Here is a 17,403-nt window from a genome sequence, read left to right on the forward strand (position 1 = left end):
CGCGAACGCTCAGCGGCGCGGCGGGGTCAGTGCATCCAGCTCGCGGGCGGCGGCCTCGGCCGCCTCCAGGGTGTCGAACGCCACGCCGGTGTCGCCGACCACGTATTTGTCGCGCGACTGGCCGTTGGCCGTTTCACTGATGCGATAGATCGGATTGGTGTCGCTGCCGCCCACGCGTTGCCTGTCCATCATCGCCTCCGGTATCTGCAGGCTCAGGCTACGGAGCGGCGGGCGGCGACGGCGTGAACGCGCCAGCCCCAGGCCGCCCACGCGAACGCCAGCGCACCGAACAGGGTGAACAAGTAAGCCAGCGCGGCGAACGGCAACGCGGTGTCGTGGAGTACGCCAGTGGCATCCATGGTCGGCCGCGCGCAGGCAGCGGCGGCCCAGGCGCAGCCCGCGGCCCAGAACGCGGCAGCCGCCACGCACCAGCGCGCTCGCGGGCGCGCCGCGCGCCAGGCCATGCTGGTCGATATACCGCCGAGCACGATCAACAGGAGGGCGGCTACGGTCAAAGCGATGAAATCCATGGTGTAGTCCTCTAGGTCAGGGAGCTGCACGATGGAACGGTTCGGTGAAGTGACCACGAAGTGGCCGGCCAGACCCGTCAAGTCATGCGAATTTTCCAAGTACCTGCAAAGCCCGTCCGTCGCACACAGCCTGCCGCGGCACGCTCGGCTATGCTCGGCCCACCTCGACCGGCAAGGAGCAGCAGTCATGCGTCATGGGCTTTCCGCGGGTGTGTTGGCGCTGTGCCTGTTGGCGGGCAGCGGGTGTTCCAGTGATGCGGGCGCGCGCGTGGCGCCCTCCAGCCAGGTCACGGTGTCGATGCCGGCCACGCGCCTGCCGGGGCTGCATTACGCCTGGGTGCCGATGCCCGGCCAGCTGCCGGCCGAGTCCGACCCGCGCGTGCTCGACCCGCAGTTCCGCGCCCGCCTGCAGGCCGCGCTGGACCGCGCGTTGCAAGCGAAGGGCTACCAGCTCGCGCCCAGCGTCGCGCAGGCGGATTTCCTCGTGGCATATCGCGTCGGCGTGCGCGATGGCGAAGAGGTCATGCTGCGCAATGAAGGCGTCGGCAGCCAGCCCACCCCGCAGGCCACGGTGGAGTGCAACAGCAATGGCTGCTCGCAGATGGTGGTGCCCGGCGGCGATGGCGCGCCGGTGATGGACCTGCGCCGCGCGCGTTACGTGGAAGGCGCGCTGCAGGTGGAAGTGATCGAGCGTTCCTCGATCAAGGTGGTGTGGCGCGCGCTCAACCGCGGCACGGTCAGCCGCAACGACGGCGGCGCCACGCGGCTGGATGCCATCGCCCGCGAGACGCTGGCGCAGCTGCCCGCCGCCACCCCCTGAGGCGCGGCCTCAGGCGCCCTGCACCAGCGGCTGCGCCACCGGCGCACGGCTGGGCAGGGCGTGGCGCAGGATGCGCCAGGCCACCTGGCCGAACTGCCGCGGCAGCGAGCCGGTGTTGTAGTGCTGGCCGTAGCGCGTGCAGATCTGGCGCACTTCGCGGGCGATGGCGGCGTAGCGGTTCGCCGGCAGGTCCGGGTAGAAGTGGTGTTCGATCTGGTGGCTCAGGTTGCCGGTCAGCACGTCGATCACCGGGCCGCCACTGATGTTGGACGAACCGCGCAGCTGGCGCAGGTACCAGTGGCCACGCGATTCGTCGCGGATGCATTCCTTGGGGAAGACTTCCGCATCGGCGGTGAAGTGGCCGCAGAAGATCACCACGAACGTCCACACGTTGCGCATGCCGTTGGCGACCAGGTTGCCCAACAGCACCGGCAGGAAGAACGGCCCGGCCAGCAGCGGGAACAGCACGTAGTCCTTGAGCAGCTGGCGCGCCGCCTTGCGCCCCACCGGCTGGGCGATGCGCAGCAGCTGGCGGGTCTTCATCTTGCCGCTGAACCAGCGGCCCACGCGCAGGTCCTGGATCGCCACGCCCCACTGGAACAGCAGCGCGAACACCACCGCGATCGGCGGCTGCAGCAGGTAGAACGGGCGCCAGCGCTGTTCGGGGAAGATGCGCAGCAGGCCGTAGCCGATGTCATCGTCCATGCCGCGCACGTTGGTGTAGGTGTGGTGGCGGAAGTTGTGCGTCTTTCGCCAGTTGTCGCCGGTGGCCACGATGTCCCACTCATAGGTGGCGCCTTGCAGCTGGGCATCGCCCATCCAGTCGTACTGGCCGTGCATGACGTTGTGGCCCAGCTCCATGTTCTCCAGGATCTTCGACAGGCCCAGCAGCAGCGTGCCGGCGATCCACGCCGGCCACAGCAGCATCGGCACGAAGGCGCCCAGGAACAGCAGCGCGCGGCCGGCCACGCCGGTCCAGCGCACCGCGGCGACGACGCGGCGGATGTAGCGCGCATCGCTGGCCCCGAGGTCGGCGGTCACGCGGCGGCGCAGGGCATCGAGCTCCTCGCCGAAGCGATCCAGTTCGGCCGGCGTCAGCACGCGGTTGGTCGGACGGGTCATGCGCGGATTCCTCAGAGTTCCAGGATCAGGTCGGTGCTCGGCGCCTGCACGCACAGGCGAACCGGCGCGGCCGGTTCGTCGTGGCGCTGGCCGCTGAGCAGGTGGCGGGTGGCGCCGGTCTGGCGCTGGCACACGCAGGTGTTGCAGATGCCCATGCGGCAGCCGTGGCGCGGCTTGAGGCCGTGCGCCTCCAGGCCTTCGAGCAGCGAACGGGCGCGCGGCAGGCGCAGGGTGCGGCCGCTGCGCGCCAGCACCACCTCCACCTCGCCGTCTTCGGCCAGGGCCTGCGGCGGCGCGGTGAACGCTTCGGCCTGGAAGCTGGCGGCCAGGGATTCCAGACGCGCCCGCGCGGCCTGCACGAAGCCGCCCGGCCCGCAGGCCAGCACGTCGGCACCGGCCAGGGTCGGCCACTGCGCGTCCGGCAGCGCATCCACGCGCGGCGCGCCTTCGCCGGTGACATGCACGCGCACCAGCAGGCGCGGATGGGCATCGGCCAGCGCGCGCAGTTCCTGCGCGAAGCAGGCGTCATCGCGGCGGCGCACCCAGTACATCAGGGTGACGTCGCGGTCGAAGCCGCGTTCGGCCTGGGCGCGCAGCAGGGCGCGCATCGGCGTGATGCCGCTGCCGGCGGCCAGCAGCAGCACCGGCGCGGTGCCGGCCGGCCAGGCGAAATCGCCGAAGCCCTGCCCCAGTTCGAATATTTCGCCGACGGACGCCTGCGCCAGATGCGGGCTCACGCGACCACCGGCCGTCGTCTTGACGGTGATTTCAAAGCGGCCCGGCCCCACCACCGTCGGGCTGTAATGCCGGCGCAACCAGCTGCCCTGAAGCTGCACGCCGAGTTCGACGTGCTGGCCCGGCTGCACCCCGCGCCAATGGCGGTTGGCCTGCAGCAGCAGGGTCACCGCCCCGTCGCCCTCGGCCCAGCGCGCCAGCAGGCGCGCACGCGGGAGCTCCCAGGTCCACAGCGGGTTCAAGCGCGTGGCCCAGAAATCGAAGAAGGCGGGATCAAGCCAGCGGCGGGTCGCGTCGAAGGCCGGGTCGGGGGAAGTGGGAGCTGCCATGCCGCGCACTATACGCATGCGCGCACAGCTGTGTATACAGCTGTATATTCCGCCAGGCGCTATGATTCAGCCTCGAGCCCGCCGGAACCGCCATGCCCGCCAGCGTTACCGCCACCGCCCTGCCCGACACCGCCCCGGCCCGCAAGCCGGCGATCTCGCGCGAGGACCTGCTGGCCGCGGCGCTGAAGTTGATCGGCCCGCACCGCAGCCTCTCCACCCTGAGCCTGCGCGAGGTGGCCCGCGAGGCCGGCATCGCGCCGAACAGCTTCTACCGCCAGTTCCGCGACATGGACGAACTGGCGGTGGCGCTGATCGACCTGGCCGGCCGCTCGCTACGCACGATCATCGGCCAGGCCCGTGAACGCGCGACCTTCACCGAGCGCAGCGTGATCCGGGTGTCGGTGGAGACCTTCATGGAGCAGCTGCGCGCCGACGACAAGCTGCTGCACGTGCTGCTGCGCGAAGGCGCGGTGGGCTCGGACGCGTTCAAGCACGCGGTGGAGCGCGAGCTGAACTACTTCGAGGAAGAACTGCAGCATGACCTGGTGCGCCTGGCCGCCGCCGACGGCGCGGTGCTGCACGAACCGGCGCTGGTGGCCAAGGCCATCACCCGGCTGGTGTTCGCCATGGGCGCCACCGCGATGGACCTGCCGCCGGCGCGCGACGAGGAGCTCGTCGAACAGATCTCGCACATGCTGCGGATGATCATCGTGGGCGCGCGCCAGCTGGGCGCGGCGTCACACTGATTCAGGCCAGCCCGCACGCGCGGGCATAGGCATAGGCCTCGGCGGGGCTGTGCAGTTTCAGCTTGGCCATCGCCGCGCGCTTCTGCCGGCTCACCGCCTTGATGCTGCGGCCCAGCCGCTGCGCCACTTCCGACACGCGCATCCCGCGGGCGAACAGCTCGAATACCTCGCGCTCGCGTTGGGTCAGCGGCCTGCCGGGCACCGTTTCGGCCTGCAGCTCGCGTGCGTGCCACGCCGCGCGCAGCGACGGGCTGAAATAGCGGCTGCCCGCGTGGGCCTCGACAATGGCGCGCGGCAGTTCGCGCAGCGGCGCGGTCTTGAGCACCACGCCGGCCACGCCGGTGTCCGAGAGCATTTCGATCAGCGAAAGATGGTCGCGCACGGTGAACACCAGCACCGGCAGCGCCGGCCATTGCGCGCGCAGCTGCTGCAGCATGGGCACGCCGTCGGTCCGGCCGCTGCCGGGCATGTGCAGGTCGACCAGCAACAGGTCGCACTCACGTGCGTGCAGCAGCTCGAACAGGGCATCGACCGACGCCGCCTCGCCCACCACGCGGATGCCGGGCGTGGACGCCAGCACGCGGCATACGCCCATGCGGACCAGCGGGTGGTCGTCGGCCACGAGGGTCCTGATCACGTGCACGCGCTCGCTTCCGGCATGAGGGGCACGCAGGCTAGCGCGCCCGCTGGCGCCAGGTAGCGGCTTTCACCGCCAAGCCGCGAGATCGCGCGAACCGTCCGCCCGGCATGCCACCGCATGCGCAAAGCCCGCGTTGCAACAGCCCCGGCGACACGCGGGCAACGTCAATGCCAGCGCGACTGACCTTCGGCGAGGTTTACGAAGGTGTCCACTGCGCCGCGTTGACCAGCCGCTCCACCATCGCCTCGGGCGCATCGGTATCCACGCGAACCGGCGGCAACGGTCGATCGACGCCCATCAGCCCGTACACCGCCTTCTGCGCGGTGCGCACGGAATACTCGACGGTCATCGCGGCCTCTTCGGCCAGCTCGACGTACTGGCCGATGAAGCCCAGGTTGCGCGAACCCGCCGGCACCGGCGGCGGGCGGTCCCCGGCGGCGCGCGGCATGAACGGGCTGGTGACGTAGGGCATCGTGCAGGGAATGCAGTTGGAGGCGGCCAGGATGTTCTCGCGCTCGCGCTCCGGGCTCTGCAGCTGGAACAGCACTTCCTCCAGGATCTCCGAGCCGGTGCACTCGCGCATGGGCTTGTGGATGAAATCGCCGGGTCGGTCATGCGCCAGGCCATAGCCCCACCACACCGACACGCTGTCGGGTTGTTCGACGAAGAACGGCTGTGGATACAACGCCAGCGTCAGCAGCCAGCCCGAGCCGTTGAAGCGGATCAGTTCGCCCTGCTTGCCCGGGTTGTCGCGGAAGCGGCCGAGCAGCGCCAGGAAGGTCGGGTCGTCGGTGGTGACGGTGAAGGAAGTCCACTGCGAATCGTTGACCGACCCGCAGAACGCCTGCGGGTTGCCGAGCCCCGGCCGCCGCATGGCCAGCCGCTGCCACAGTGCCCAGGCGTCGGCGGCCGGGCGCTGCCCCGCCGCCAGCGGGGCCGGTTCGATCATCGAACCGAAGGTGGTATCGGCGGCCATCGACCCGAGCGTGGCGAACACGCGGTCGCCCTCGTCCAGGTCCTGCCGGCGCGCGATGCCATCCTCCAGCAGGTGCAGCGCGGTGACCTGCAGCGCGTCCGGGTCATCGGCCAGCACCAGCTCGGACACCTTGGTGCGCATCTGGAAGTGCACGCCCTGCGCGGTGAGCCAGCGCTGCAGCGGCAGGGCCAGGCTCTCGTAGGGGCTGTAGAGCGTGCGATAGATGCCGCTGGCATCGGCGTTTCCACACAGGTGCGCGGTATGCCGGCGCAGGTAGCGGCGCCATTCGGCCGCGCTGTGCCAGCGGCGCAGCGCGAAGGTGGTCGACCATTCCAGCCAGAACGCGGTGGCGAAGAAGTTCTCGTCGAAGCAATCCACGATGCGGCGGCCCAGCAATGCGGACTCGGGCTCGCCCAGCAGGCGCACGAGGTCGTCGCGATGGCGCTCGCTCAGGCCGGTGGTCCACGCCGCGGCCGCCTGCCCGCGTGGCGCGACCAGGCGCAGCCGGGTGACGCCGCGGCCGGCGGCGGCACGCAGGCTTTCTTCCTTCACCGAGATATGCGGGTTGCTGATGGAGGGAATCGCCTCCATCAGGCCCAACGTGCAGGCGTACTGGCCCGAAAGCATCCGGCTGCCGCACATGTGGTAGCCGGTGGCGGCGTTGCCACGCGCATCGAGCGCGCCGCCGAACAGGGGGGCGGCCTCGAACACCGTGATATCGGCGCCCGCCACGCCCGCGTCCCGGATGAGGAAAGCGGCGCCCGCCAGCGACGCGATGCCGCTGCCCACGAAGTAATGCCTGCTCATTCGCCAAATCCATGCGAGGTCGGGGTCGCCGGCCGCGTGCCCCGGCGCGCTCCGACCGCGCGAGGTTAAGGCTAGATGATGCTATCGCGGTGTGAAGCCCGTCGCGATCACGCGTTCCAGGCCGAAATCCGGAACTGCAGCTTGCCCTTGACGCCCGGCCGCGTCGGCACGCGCTGGCCTTGCGCATCGATGCTGAAGCTCTCGAACGGGATATCGATGTTGACCGCGCGCTGGCGCAACTGGTCGCTGGAGACATCCACGTCCTGCGTCGGGCTGCTGACGCCGGCGTCCTGCCATGCGTAACGCACCTTCCAGGCGGCGCCGGCGCGCACCGGCGGAATCATCGACAGCACGATGGAGTTGCGGAACAGGTAGCCGCCCTCGTAATGCTGGTTGATCCACAGCTTGCGCTCGATCTCGTAGTCCGGCACGCGGATGCCCAGGGTCATGCCGTAGGACAGCGAACGGTCGCTGTCATCCACCTTGGCCGCGTTGGAGAGGAATATCGAGGACAGGTAGTGCGGCACTTCCTTCTTCCACGTCGCGTGGCGCACGCAGGCGACCGAATCCTCCTCGGCGACGCGGCGGGTCAGGTACCACAGCTTGCCGCGCGGGGAGGCGAGCATCTCGATCTGGTACAGCGCGTCGATCTCGCGGCCCTGGTCCTGCGCCTGCTGCACCTTGTCCGGCAGGCGGATCTCGTCCAGCTGCATCCACACGTCCACGCGCACGTCGCCGAACAGGAAGCGCGCCAGGTTCTGGAACGCCTCCTCGCTGTTGACGATGCCGTAGAAGCCCGAATGCGAGCGGAACGCATAGGCGCGCGCGGCGTAGTCGCCCAGGCTGCCGTCGGCGTTGACGCCCTGCAGCGTGGCGTTCTCGATCTTCACCAGGCCATCGCTGCCGTTGCCGACGAACGTGCGCGACAGCCCGGCGGCGGCGTCGTAATCGGCGCGGTTGGTGCCGACCATGCAGAACACCTTGCGCGAGGGGAACAGCGCCTCGGGCAGCAGGTCCACGCGGCCGCCGTTCTTCTTCGGCAGGTCGCCGAGGGCCAGGTACTGCGGCATGCGCTTGTCGCGGTCGAAGTTGTCGATGTCGAAGGCGGTGAGCCAGCTGGGCACGTTGCCGCCGGCCACGTCGATGCCGTTATGCGGGGTGGCATAGGTGAACAGCTTGTCCACGCACGACTGCGTTTTGGCTACGTCCAGCGCCGGGTTCTGCAGGAACGCGCGGCTGACCAGGCCGCCCATCGAATGGGCGACCAGGTAGCAGCGGAAGTCCGCCGGCTTCACCTGGTTGGCCGGATTGGCGCAGATCAGCTCGCGCACCCGCGCGATCAGCTGCGACAGCCGCTGCGCGGATTCTTCGATGCTGGGCGTCTTGCCGCCGCCGAACAACGAGGAGGCGGGGTCGTAATAGCGGTGGATCACCACCGAGCGCGAGCCGAGCTGGTTGCCGGTGGGCTGGCCATCGGCGCTGGATTCCCAGCCCGGGTCGAGGATGTCCTGGCCGTCCTCGTAGACGTCGCTGTAATCGAACTCGGACATCAGCCGCACCACCGGCGACTCGAACACGTACTTGCGCGGCGCGCGCTCGCGTTCGGCGACGGCGCGGTAGACGGTGGAACCGAGGTTGAAACCGCAGAACGGATCGGCGCTGGTCTGGTCCATCTCGCCGCGGGTCATCGCATACCCGCGCACGTAGATGATCGGGTAGTACGGCGGCGTCCAGGGGGTCTTCTTGAGGGCGGCCTTGGCCATGGCGGCATGCTCCTGTGGGACGGTCGTGGGGAACGCTTAGGAGACAACGGCGGGCAACGCCCGCGCAGGCCACCGAGTGTGCCGCCACCCCGTCCCAGGAGCCGAGACGGGCGTCGCGATTGGAGGGCCTCAGCCCTCGCGCAGCCACCGCGCGATGTCGGGCGCGAAGTACGTCAGCACGCCGTCGGCGCCGGCACGCTTGAAGCCGATCATCGCCTCCATCACGCACTTGCGCTCGTCCAGCCAGCCGTTGGCCGCGGCGGCCTTGAGCATCGCGTACTCGCCGCTCACCTGGTAGGCGAACACGGGCACGCGGAACTCGTCCTTCACCCGGCGCACGATGTCCAGGTACGGCATGCCCGGCTTGACCATCACCATGTCCGCGCCCTCTTCCAGGTCCAGCGCGATCTCGCGCAGGGCCTCGTCGCCGTTGGCCGGGTCCATCTGGTAGGTCTTCTTGTCGGCCTTGCCGAGGTTGCCGGCGCTGCCCACCGCGTCGCGGAACGGGCCGTAGAACGCGGAGGCGTACTTGGCCGAATACGCCATGATGCGCACGTTGGTGTGCTGGCCGTCATCCAGCGCGCGGCGGATCGCCCCGATGCGCCCGTCCATCATGTCCGAGGGCGAAATGACATCCGCGCCCGCCTCGGCGTGCGACAGCGACTGCTTCACCAGCGCCTCGACGGTGATGTCGTTGAGCACGTAGCCCACCTCGTCGATGATGCCGTCCTGGCCGTGCGTGGTATACGGGTCCAGCGCCACGTCGGTCATCACGCCCAGCTCGGGGAAGCGCGACTTCAGCGCGCGGATCGCCCGCTGCGCCAAACCTTCCGGATTCCACGCCTCGGCCGCGTCCAGGCTCTTGCCGCGCGGGTCGATCACCGGGAACAGGTCGAGCACCGGGATGCCCAGCTCCATCGCCTGCTCGCCCACGCGCAGCAGTTCGTCGATGGACAGCCGCTCCACGCCCGGCATCGAGGCGATCGGCGCGCGGCCGTCGAGCTCGTGCACGAACACCGGGTAGATCAGGTCGTCGGTGGTCAGCGTGTTTTCGCGCATCAGCCGGCGCGAGAACTCGTCGCGGCGCATGCGGCGGGGGCGGTAATGGGGATGGGCCATGGACGGTTCCTCTAGCGGATGTCGAAGTTCATTGCAGGACGTAATCGCGCGGCTGCAGCGGCTCGGGCAGCGGGCGCTCGCCGAGCGCGTCGCGCAGGTCGATCTCGATGCCGCGCACCAGCGCGTCCAGCGGCAGGTCGTTGGGCGCCAGGCCGAACGGCTCTTCCAGTTCGTCGCCCAGGTGGTCCAGGCCGAAGAAGGCATAGGCCAGCACCGCCGACACCACCGGCGTGACCCAGCCCAGCGTGCCGGCCAGGCCGAACGGCAGCATCACGCAGAAGATCCACGCGCCGCGATGCAGCAGCAGCGTGTAGGCGAACGGCAGCGGCGTGGAGGCGATGCGCTCGCATGCGGCCTGGATGCCGGTCATCGCGGTGACGCGCGCTTCGATCAGGCCGTACTGGATGGAGTCGATGTGGCCGGCGCGCAGTGCCTGGCCGAGCCTGTCGGCCATCAGGCCGAGCAGCTGGTCGGGCACGTTGAGGCGCTCGCCCAGGCGCGCGGCGTCATCGGCCTGCAGCCAGGGGCGCGCGGCCTGCTGCGCATCGCGGCCACGCAGCTTGGCGGCGAGCGCGGCGGAGAAGCCGATCGCCAGATACACCAGCCGCCGGCGCAGCGCGGCATCGTCGGGCCAGAACACCTGGCATTGCCGCGCCAGCGTGCGCGATTCGACGATCAACTGGCCCCACAGCTTGCGCGCCTCCCACCAGCGGTCGTGGCAGGCGTTGTTGCGGAAGCTCAGGAAGATCGACAGCACCAGGCCGAACAGGCTGAAGGGCGCGATGGACAACGCGCTGGCCGCGAACGGGTGGTAGGCCTCGGCGAAGGCGCACACCGCCACCGAGAGCAGCACGATCGCCAGCACCTTGAACGCAATGGCGGGCAGGATCGAACCGCGGATGATGTAGAGCAGCTGCCAGCCGTGGGGGCGCGGACGCAGGATCATCGGGGAGGTCGCCGGCGTGCGCGCGGCACGGGCGAAAGCGTCGATGGCGGAAAGGAGGCGTCATTCTACGCCCGGCCCGGCCACCCCCGCTGCGACCGCCCGTCGCAGGCCGCGGCACGGCGTGTTCCGCCGCCGTGCCGCTTGCGGTATCAGATGACGCCGCCGCCCAGGCCCAGGCGCAGGACGCCCACCACGATCACCACGATGTTGAGCAGCAGGCCGGCCTTGGCGCGGCCGCGGTTGCCCGGCGCGGTGAAGAGGAGGCCGATGGCGGCGATGATCGCGCCGATGCCGGCGAACGGAATCACGAACCAGTTGCCCCACCCCAGCAACGGGATGAAGGCGACGATCATCCACACCAACGCCACGATGCCCCATAGCAGGCTGATCAGTCCCATGCCACGCTCCTTCCATGCAGGTCAGGCTGCACGATAGCGCGGCTGACTGCTTCAGGCCCAGGCCATAAGTTGACCCACGCAAGACCTGTCCTTGGCGTGCCCGTCACGGTGCCGGTTGCAGGCTGTCGGGGCGGCGCAAGTCCGGCACGATTCAGTCCGGGGGCGGGATCATCCGCCCAACGATCGAGGGAAACGCCATGAAGACCACCATCGCCGCCGCCTGCCTCGCCCTGACGCTGGCCGGCTGCGCAAGCTCTTCCAAAGTGATGCTCGGCAGCGCGCGCCCGCCGGTGGATCCGGCCGTGGTGCAGGTCTATTCGACCACCCCGCCCGGCGCGGTGGAGATCGCCCAGGTGGAAGCCACCAGCGCGGTCGGCTTCGGCACGCAGGGGCAAACCGATGCGGCGGTCGTGCGGCTCAAGCAGGAAGCGGCCAAGCTGGGCGCCAACGGCATCGTGCTGGTCGGCGTGGGCGGCAACGGGCGCTCGCCGGCCTCGGTGTCGGTGGGTGCCGGTTCGTGGGGTTCGCATGTCGGCGGCGGCGTGGGCATCGGCATTCCCACCCAGCAGAAGAGCGCGGCCGGCGTGGCGATCTACGTGCCGCCCGGCACGCCCGCGCAACCGGTACCGATGCAGAACCCGCCGCCGGGCGAATAAGCCGCCACGGCCATGAAGCAGAAGGGCGCCTTTCGGCGCCCTTCCTCGTTTCCACACCTGTCGTGGCTCAGCCCTTCTTCGCCGCCGGCTTGGCGGCTTCCGGCGCCTTGCCCAGCTGCGAGGGGATGAACACTTCTTCCACCGCCTTGGCCAGCTGGTCCGGCGGCAGCAGGCCCTGGTCGAGCAGGAAGTTGTTGAACTTCAGGCGGTCGAACTTCGGCCCCAGGGCCAGCTCGGTGCGCATGCGCAGTTCCAGGATGCGGCTGTAGCCGTAGAAGTAGCTGCCGGCCTGGCCGGGCGCGCGCACCATGTAGCGGTCCAGCTCCTGGCGCGCCATCGCCGGCGACAGGCCGACCTTGTCCTCCAGCACCTGGCGTGCGCTCTCGCGGTCGATCAGGCCGAGGTTGAGCATCGGATCGAGCATCGCGCGCGCGGCGCGCAGCAGGCGGAACTGCAGCGCGATCAGCTGCCCGTCCAGCGGCTCGTACGGCACCATCTCCGCTTCGGCATACAGCGCCCAGCCTTCGACGTTGACCGAGTTGAAGGCGTACATGCTGCGCGCCAGCGACACGCCGCGCTCCACCATGGCGGTGAACTGCAGCTCGTGGCCGGGGCGCCCTTCGTGCGCGCTCAGCGTCCACGCGGCCGAACCGAAGTTGAAGTCGTCGTACTGCTCCTTCTTGCCCCCATCGGCCTGCGGGTTGCCCAGCGGCAGCACGAACTGGCCCTGCTGGCCGGTGTTGCCGACCAGCGGCGCGGGCAGGAAGTGCGGGGCCGGCTGGGCGGCGCTTTCGGCCGGCGAGCCCAGGCGCATCTGCATCGGGCGCTGCGGCACGTCGACGATGCCCTGCTTGCGGATGATCGGATCGATCTGGTCGATCACGCCGCGGTAGTAATGCTCCAGCTGATCATCGGCGATCTTGTTGCCCTTCAGCGCGCGGATCACGTCCACGTAGTCGCCGCCTTCCGGCAGGCCCTTGGCCTTGGCCACCAGCGGGGCGAGCTGGCGCATCGCCGAGCGGGTTTCCATGAACTCCACCTGCGCGCGGTCCATCAGCACCTGCGGCTCCACGCCGATGCCGACCTGCTTGAGCTGGAACGCGTACAGCGGCGCGGGCAGGCGGGCGTCCTCGCGTGCCTTGGGCAGCACTTCGGTGCGGGTCCAGTCGGCGTAGGCCTGCAGCTGGGTGGCGGTGGCCTTGAGGGCTTCGTCGGCGCCGGCGATCTTGTACTTGCCGAACAGGTCCTTGATGCCTTCGATGTAGGTGTCCACGTTCGCCAGCGCCTGCTCGACCTCGCGCCTGGTCGGCTGCAGCAGCTGCGGGTTGGACAGGCGCTCGGTGTAGCGCGCCTTGGCCAGCTCGGTCATGGCGGTGCTGCCCGGGGCCAGGCCGGTGTAGGCCTTCAGGCGGGCCAGCGCGCTGGCGCGGCGCGCGGCCGGGGTCTGGTCGGAGAGCAGGTTGTTGAGGCCGCTGAAGACGGCCTGCGGCACGTCCGTCCACGGCAGCAGGTAGCGCTCGTTGAGCTCGCTGCCTTCGATTTCCTGGTCGATGGCGTGGATCAGGATCGCCAGGTCCTGGCGCACGTCGTTGTCCTTCTCCACCGCCAGCTTGGCCTGCAGCTCGGTGCGCGCCTTGACCATGGCGGCGCGGTAGCGCGCGTCGTGGTCCGGGCCGAGGTCGGTGACCTTGTCGTCATACCCCGGCACGCCGAAGAAGCCCACCAGCTCCGGCTGGAACGGGCCCTGCGCATCGAGCAGGACCTGCGTGAAAGCGTTGCTGCGCGCGACCCAGGCCGGGGCGGCCGGCGTGGCGCTCTTGGCGGGCGCGGCCTGGACGGCCAGCGGCAGGGGCGCGAGCAGCGCCAGCGAGACTGCAAGGACGAGCGGCTTCATCGGGCGGTTCCTTGAACGAGGATGACGGCACGCTACGCGTGGCGCGCGTGGCCGGCAATCTCCCGAAGGTCATGCGCGCTTCCGGGCCGGGCGGGGTGGCCGCGAGGCGACGGCGCTCCCCGCCCCCGGCCTGCCCGCCGCGCGGCGGGCAGCCGTTCGCTGCTTACTTCAGGCAGCGGTCGATGAAGGCCTCGGCCGTCTTGTAGCGGTGCAGCGCGTTGCTGCCCGACAGGCCGTGCTTGGCGCCCGGGTAGGTCATCAGCTCGAACGCGGTGCCGCGCTTCTGCAGTTCGCTCATCAGCGAGGTGGAGTTGGTGAACAGCACGTTGTCGTCGGCCATGCCGTGGATGAGCAGCAGCCTGGCGGTCAGGCCATCGAGATGGCTGGCGATGCGCGCTTCCTGGTAGCCGGCCACGTTGGCGTCCGGCAGGTTCATGTAGCGCTCGGTGTAGTGGGTGTCGTACAGCGCCCAGTCGGTGACCGGCGCGCCGGCCACGCCGCAGGCATAGGCCTCGCTGTGCTTGGCCAGCAGCATCAGCGTCATGTAGCCGCCATTGGACCAGCCCTGCACGCCGATGCGCGCGCCATCCACCCACGGCTGCGACTTCAGCCACGCCACGCCGCGCAGCTGGTCATCCACTTCCACCGTGCCCTGCTTGCCGTACAGCGCGCCGCCGAAATCGCGGCCGCGGCGCGGCGTGCCGCGGTTGTCCAGCGAGAACACCACGTAGCCCTGCTGGGCGAGGTACTGGTTGAACAGCGCGTCTCCCTTGGCCGCCCAGGCGTCGGTGACCGTCTGCGCGGCCGGGCCGCCGTAGACGAACACCATCACCGGGTAGCGCTTCTTGGCGTCGAAGTGCTCCGGCTTGATCAGGCTGTAGTGCAGCTCGGTGCGGCCGTCGGCGGCGGTGAGCGTGCCGAATTCGACCGGGCGCTGCGCGTCGCGGTACTTGGCGTAGGGATGCTGCGGGTCGGCGAGATCGTTCTTCAGCAGCGTGGCGATCTTCGTGCCGTCGGCGCGGAACAGCTCGATCTGCGGCGGCGTGGTGGTGTTGGACCAGTTGTCGACATACACGCTGGCGTTGCGCGCGAAGCTGGCCGCATGCGTGCCATCCACTTTCGACAGGCGCTGCACCGCGCCACCGGCCAGCGGCACGGCGTAGACGTTCTTCTGCAACGGCGAGTCCTGGGTGCCGGCGAAGTAGACGCGGCCGGCAGCTTCGTCCACCGCCAGCACGTCATCGACGATCCACTCGCCCGAGGTCAGCGCGGTCATCGACGCGCCGTCTTCCGAGGCCAGGTACAGGTGCTCGAAGCCGCTGCGCTCGGATGCCCACAGGAAGCGGCCGTCCTTGAGGAAGCGCAGGTTCTCGTGCAGCGGCACCCAGGTGGCGCTGGTTTCGGTGGCGAGCACGCGCTGGCGGCCATTGGCCAGGGTGTCCTCGACCAGTTCCAGGTGCTTCTGGTCGCGCGACTGGCGCTGGAAGGTCAGGCGCTGCGGATCGCGCCAGTCCACGCGGGCCAGGTAGATGTCCGGGTTCTTGCCCAGGTCGACCCAATGCGGCTTGGCGCCGGCCTTCGGCGCGATCGTGCCGAGCTGCACGCGGGCATTCGGCTGGCCGGCCTGCGGGTAGCGCTGGGCGACGACGTCGGTGTGGTCGGCATAGACCTCGTAGCGCTTCTGTACCGGCACCGGGGATTCGTCGATGCGCGCGAAGGCGATGGCCGAGTCGTCCGGCGCCCACCAGTAGCCGGTGTGGCGATCCATTTCCTCGTCGGCGACGAATTCGGCCACGCCATTGCCGATGGTCTCGCTGCCGTCGCGGGTGAGCTGCACCTGCTTGCCGCTGGCCAGGTCGATCACCCACAGGTTGCGCTCGCGCACGAAGCTGACGAAGCCGCCCTTGGGCGAGATCTTCGGATCGGTGGCGAAGCCTTCGCCATGGGTGAGCTGGCGCACCGCCGCGCTGCCCTGCTGGCGCAGGTCGTACAGGTACAGCTCGCCGCCGAGCGGGAACAGCAGCGCGTGCGCGTCCGGCGACCACTGGTAATCGACGATGCCGGAGAAGGCCGCGATGCGCTGGCGCTCGCGGCGGGCCTTCTCCTCGTCGCTCAGCGCTTCGCCGCCGGGCAGCACGACCTTGGAATCCACCAGCAGGCGGGTCTGCCCGCTGGCGATGTCGTATTCCCACAGGTCCAGCTGGTTGCGGTCGGTCTCCTTGCCACGCAGGAAGGTGACGCGCGAACCATCCGGGGCGACCTGCGGCTTCATCAGCGTCGGGCCGGACAGCGGCAGCGGGCCGGTGATGGCCTGCAGGGTGAGTTTTTCGGCGTGGGCGGGTGCGGCGGTGGCGAGCATGAGGGCGAGCGAGGCGAGCAGGTGGCGCATGGTCGGGGTGATTCTCGGGTCAGGGCGTGGTGCGGGCGGGACGGGCGATCACTTCTGCCCGAACAGGTGCTTGCGCTCTTCCTCGCTGAGCGGCTTGCCGGCGTTCGGGTTGACCTGCTGCTTGAGGGCATAGGCGCGCTGGGTGGCCGGGCGCGCGGCGATGCCGGCGTGCCAGCGCTGCACGTTCGGGTACGGGGTCATGTCCAGCGGGGCGCTGTCGTAGGCGTTGATCCACGGATGGATCGCCATGTCGGCGATGCTGTACTCCTCGCCGGCGACGAAGGCGTGGTTCGCCAGCTGGCGGTCCAGCACGCCGAGCAGGCGCTGCACCTCGCGGGTGTAGCGGTCGATGGCGTAGGGAATCTTCTCCGGCGCATAGACACTGAAGTGTCCGTACTGCCCGGTCATCGGGCCGAGGCCGCCCATCTGCCACATCAGCCACTGGTTCACTGCGACCTTCTGTCGCACGTCGCTGCCGAAGAAGCGCCCGGTCTTGTTGGCCAGGTACAGCAGGATGGCGCCGGACTCGAACACGCTGATCGGCGCGCCGCCATCGGCCGGGGCGTGGTCGACGATGGCCGGCATCTTGTTGTTCGGCGAAATGGCCAGGTATTCCGGCTTGAACTGGTCGCCGGCGCCAATGTTCACCGGCTTGACCGTGTACTCCAAGCCCGCCTCTTCCAGGAACAGGGTGACCTTGTGTCCGTTCGGCGTGGGCCAGTAATGGAAGTCGATCATGGCGGGCTCCGGCGAAAGTGAGCCGGCAGTGTAGCGCCGGCCCCGGGTTGGCAGGGCCGCACGGCGACCGTTACCCTCGCCTATCCCCTGTCACGAAGCGTTCCACGCATGTCGCCCTCGCCCCGCCTCAGTCCCGTTCCCAGCCTGATCTTCGCCTCGCGCTGGCTGCAGCTGCCGCTGTACCTGGGGCTGATCCTCGCCCAGGGCGTCTACGTGTTCCTGTTCGGCAAGGAGCTGTGGCACCTCATCCATGAAGCGCCGAGCCTGGGCGAACAGCAGATCATGCTGATCGTGCTCGGCCTGATCGACGTGGTGATGATCTCCAACCTGCTGGTGATGGTGATCGTCGGCGGCTACGAGACCTTCGTCTCGCGCCTGCGCCTGGAAGGCCACCCGGACCAGCCGGAGTGGCTGAGCCACGTCAACGCCTCGGTGCTGAAGGTGAAGCTGGCGATGGCGATCATCGGCATCTCCTCCATCCACCTGCTCAAGACCTTCATCGCGGCCGGCGCGCTGGGCGGCATCCCACTGTGCGCGGCCGACAAGATCAACGTCGCCGCCTCGCAGATCGGCGAGGCCAACTGCTCGGCGCTCACCGCCGACGGGGTGATGTGGCAGACCATCATCCACTGCGTCTTCATCCTCTCGGCCATCGGCATCGCCTGGACGGACCGCTTGATGTCCAGCGCCGGCGCGCACGCCGCCGCCGCCCAGCCGGGCCACGCGGGCCACTGAGCCACACCGGCCGTGCGCCCGGTCACACAATGACCGGGCGCGACGCTTGCCCTTTGACAC

The 17,403-nt window shown here is 69.5% G+C and carries 17 protein-coding genes; 4 read left to right on the forward strand and 13 right to left on the reverse strand.

The window, feature by feature from the left end:
- Positions 1–9: 9 nt before the first annotated feature.
- Entirely contained in the window at positions 10–189 is a 180-nt protein-coding gene (locus ARC20_RS18605; protein ID WP_108143280.1) for a hypothetical protein, read from the reverse strand.
- A gap of 23 nt (positions 190–212) precedes the next feature.
- A complete protein-coding gene (locus ARC20_RS04985; RefSeq protein ID WP_146165779.1) occupies positions 213–530 on the reverse strand; it encodes a hypothetical protein in 318 nt (105 codons plus the stop codon).
- Between the two features lie 187 nt (positions 531–717).
- Here ARC20_RS04985 and ARC20_RS04990 point away from each other — a divergent pair, with 187 nt between their 5' ends.
- Complete coding sequence (locus ARC20_RS04990; protein ID WP_161809470.1) at positions 718–1,350, forward strand: DUF4136 domain-containing protein; 633 nt, start codon at positions 718–720, stop codon at positions 1,348–1,350.
- A gap of 9 nt (positions 1,351–1,359) precedes the next feature.
- Here ARC20_RS04990 and ARC20_RS04995 read toward each other — a convergent pair whose 3' ends face one another.
- Both ARC20_RS04995 and ARC20_RS05000 read right to left on the reverse strand, forming a co-directional pair.
- Positions 1,360–2,472, reverse strand: coding sequence for a fatty acid desaturase family protein (locus tag ARC20_RS04995; RefSeq protein WP_057645276.1), 1,113 nt, complete (start codon positions 2,470–2,472; stop codon positions 1,360–1,362).
- Positions 2,473–2,483: 11 nt separating this feature from the next.
- Positions 2,484–3,554, reverse strand: coding sequence for a ferredoxin reductase (locus tag ARC20_RS05000; RefSeq protein ID WP_057645277.1), 1,071 nt, complete (start codon positions 3,552–3,554; stop codon positions 2,484–2,486).
- A 74-nt stretch (positions 3,555–3,628) separates the two neighbouring features.
- Here ARC20_RS05000 and fabR point away from each other — a divergent pair, with 74 nt between their 5' ends.
- On the forward strand, positions 3,629–4,282 hold the full coding sequence (gene fabR / locus ARC20_RS05005) for an HTH-type transcriptional repressor FabR (RefSeq protein ID WP_057645283.1): 654 nt from the start codon (positions 3,629–3,631) through the stop codon (positions 4,280–4,282).
- A gap of 1 nt (position 4,283) precedes the next feature.
- On the opposite strand, the gene ARC20_RS05010 is transcribed toward fabR, so the two are convergent.
- The 6 genes from ARC20_RS05010 to ARC20_RS05035 form a co-directional block, all read right to left on the reverse strand.
- Positions 4,284–4,925, reverse strand: a complete 642-nt coding sequence (locus ARC20_RS05010; protein WP_057645286.1) for a response regulator — start codon at positions 4,923–4,925, stop codon at positions 4,284–4,286.
- Between the two features lie 193 nt (positions 4,926–5,118).
- The gene (locus ARC20_RS05015; RefSeq protein ID WP_057645289.1) at positions 5,119–6,705 is read right to left on the reverse strand and encodes an oleate hydratase; all 1,587 of its coding nucleotides are present in this window, start codon (positions 6,703–6,705) and stop codon (positions 5,119–5,121) included.
- Between the two features lie 107 nt (positions 6,706–6,812).
- The gene (locus tag ARC20_RS05020; RefSeq protein WP_057645292.1) at positions 6,813–8,468 is read right to left on the reverse strand and encodes an esterase/lipase family protein; all 1,656 of its coding nucleotides are present in this window, start codon (positions 8,466–8,468) and stop codon (positions 6,813–6,815) included.
- Positions 8,469–8,597: 129 nt separating this feature from the next.
- Positions 8,598–9,587 carry a porphobilinogen synthase gene (hemB, locus tag ARC20_RS05025; RefSeq protein ID WP_057645294.1) on the reverse strand — a complete coding sequence of 330 codons (990 nt, stop codon included), beginning with the start codon at positions 9,585–9,587 and terminating at the stop codon, positions 8,598–8,600.
- Between the two features lie 28 nt (positions 9,588–9,615).
- Entirely contained in the window at positions 9,616–10,533 is a 918-nt protein-coding gene (locus ARC20_RS05030; protein WP_057645296.1) for a bestrophin family protein, read from the reverse strand.
- A gap of 149 nt (positions 10,534–10,682) precedes the next feature.
- A complete protein-coding gene (locus tag ARC20_RS05035) occupies positions 10,683–10,931 on the reverse strand; it encodes a hypothetical protein (RefSeq protein ID WP_057645299.1) in 249 nt (82 codons plus the stop codon).
- 197 nt (positions 10,932–11,128) lie between these two features.
- On the opposite strand from ARC20_RS05035, the gene ARC20_RS05040 reads away from it, so the two are divergent.
- Positions 11,129–11,587, forward strand: a complete 459-nt coding sequence (locus ARC20_RS05040; RefSeq protein ID WP_057645301.1) for a hypothetical protein — start codon at positions 11,129–11,131, stop codon at positions 11,585–11,587.
- A gap of 67 nt (positions 11,588–11,654) precedes the next feature.
- Here the strand turns inward: ARC20_RS05040 and ARC20_RS05045 are convergent, their stop codons facing one another.
- The 3 genes from ARC20_RS05045 to ARC20_RS05055 form a co-directional block, all read right to left on the reverse strand.
- Positions 11,655–13,481, reverse strand: a complete 1,827-nt coding sequence (locus ARC20_RS05045; RefSeq protein WP_057645304.1) for a DUF885 domain-containing protein — start codon at positions 13,479–13,481, stop codon at positions 11,655–11,657.
- A 163-nt stretch (positions 13,482–13,644) separates the two neighbouring features.
- Positions 13,645–15,870, reverse strand: a complete 2,226-nt coding sequence (locus tag ARC20_RS05050) for a S9 family peptidase (protein WP_181360112.1) — start codon at positions 15,868–15,870, stop codon at positions 13,645–13,647.
- Between the two features lie 48 nt (positions 15,871–15,918).
- Positions 15,919–16,608, reverse strand: a complete 690-nt coding sequence (locus tag ARC20_RS05055; RefSeq protein WP_057645307.1) for a glutathione binding-like protein — start codon at positions 16,606–16,608, stop codon at positions 15,919–15,921.
- A 108-nt stretch (positions 16,609–16,716) separates the two neighbouring features.
- Here ARC20_RS05055 and ARC20_RS05060 point away from each other — a divergent pair, with 108 nt between their 5' ends.
- Positions 16,717–17,343, forward strand: coding sequence for a TIGR00645 family protein (locus ARC20_RS05060; RefSeq protein WP_057645310.1), 627 nt, complete (start codon positions 16,717–16,719; stop codon positions 17,341–17,343).
- Positions 17,344–17,403 lie beyond the last annotated feature (60 nt).

Origin of the sequence: Stenotrophomonas panacihumi (assembly GCF_001431645.1) — a bacterium.
Lineage (GTDB): Bacteria > Pseudomonadota > Gammaproteobacteria > Xanthomonadales > Xanthomonadaceae > Stenotrophomonas_A > Stenotrophomonas_A panacihumi.

Coding starts and splice junctions, on each gene's coding strand:
- ARC20_RS18605 (WP_108143280.1), bottom strand. CDS start 189: ATGGACAGGCAACGCGTGGGCGGCAGCGACACCAATCCGATCTATCGC.
- ARC20_RS04985 (WP_146165779.1), bottom strand. CDS start 530: ATGGATTTCATCGCTTTGACCGTAGCCGCCCTCCTGTTGATCGTGCTC.
- ARC20_RS04990 (WP_161809470.1), top strand. CDS start 718: ATGCGTCATGGGCTTTCCGCGGGTGTGTTGGCGCTGTGCCTGTTGGCG.
- ARC20_RS04995 (WP_057645276.1), bottom strand. CDS start 2,472: ATGACCCGTCCGACCAACCGCGTGCTGACGCCGGCCGAACTGGATCGC.
- ARC20_RS05000 (WP_057645277.1), bottom strand. CDS start 3,554: ATGCGTATAGTGCGCGGCATGGCAGCTCCCACTTCCCCCGACCCGGCC.
- fabR (WP_057645283.1), top strand. CDS start 3,629: ATGCCCGCCAGCGTTACCGCCACCGCCCTGCCCGACACCGCCCCGGCC.
- ARC20_RS05015 (WP_057645289.1), bottom strand. CDS start 6,705: ATGAGCAGGCATTACTTCGTGGGCAGCGGCATCGCGTCGCTGGCGGGC.
- ARC20_RS05020 (WP_057645292.1), bottom strand. CDS start 8,468: ATGGCCAAGGCCGCCCTCAAGAAGACCCCCTGGACGCCGCCGTACTAC.
- hemB (WP_057645294.1), bottom strand. CDS start 9,587: ATGGCCCATCCCCATTACCGCCCCCGCCGCATGCGCCGCGACGAGTTC.
- ARC20_RS05030 (WP_057645296.1), bottom strand. CDS start 10,533: ATGATCCTGCGTCCGCGCCCCCACGGCTGGCAGCTGCTCTACATCATC.
- ARC20_RS05035 (WP_057645299.1), bottom strand. CDS start 10,931: ATGGGACTGATCAGCCTGCTATGGGGCATCGTGGCGTTGGTGTGGATG.
- ARC20_RS05040 (WP_057645301.1), top strand. CDS start 11,129: ATGAAGACCACCATCGCCGCCGCCTGCCTCGCCCTGACGCTGGCCGGC.
- ARC20_RS05045 (WP_057645304.1), bottom strand. CDS start 13,481: ATGAAGCCGCTCGTCCTTGCAGTCTCGCTGGCGCTGCTCGCGCCCCTG.
- ARC20_RS05050 (WP_181360112.1), bottom strand. CDS start 15,870: ATGCGCCACCTGCTCGCCTCGCTCGCCCTCATGCTCGCCACCGCCGCA.
- ARC20_RS05055 (WP_057645307.1), bottom strand. CDS start 16,608: ATGATCGACTTCCATTACTGGCCCACGCCGAACGGACACAAGGTCACC.
- ARC20_RS05060 (WP_057645310.1), top strand. CDS start 16,717: ATGTCGCCCTCGCCCCGCCTCAGTCCCGTTCCCAGCCTGATCTTCGCC.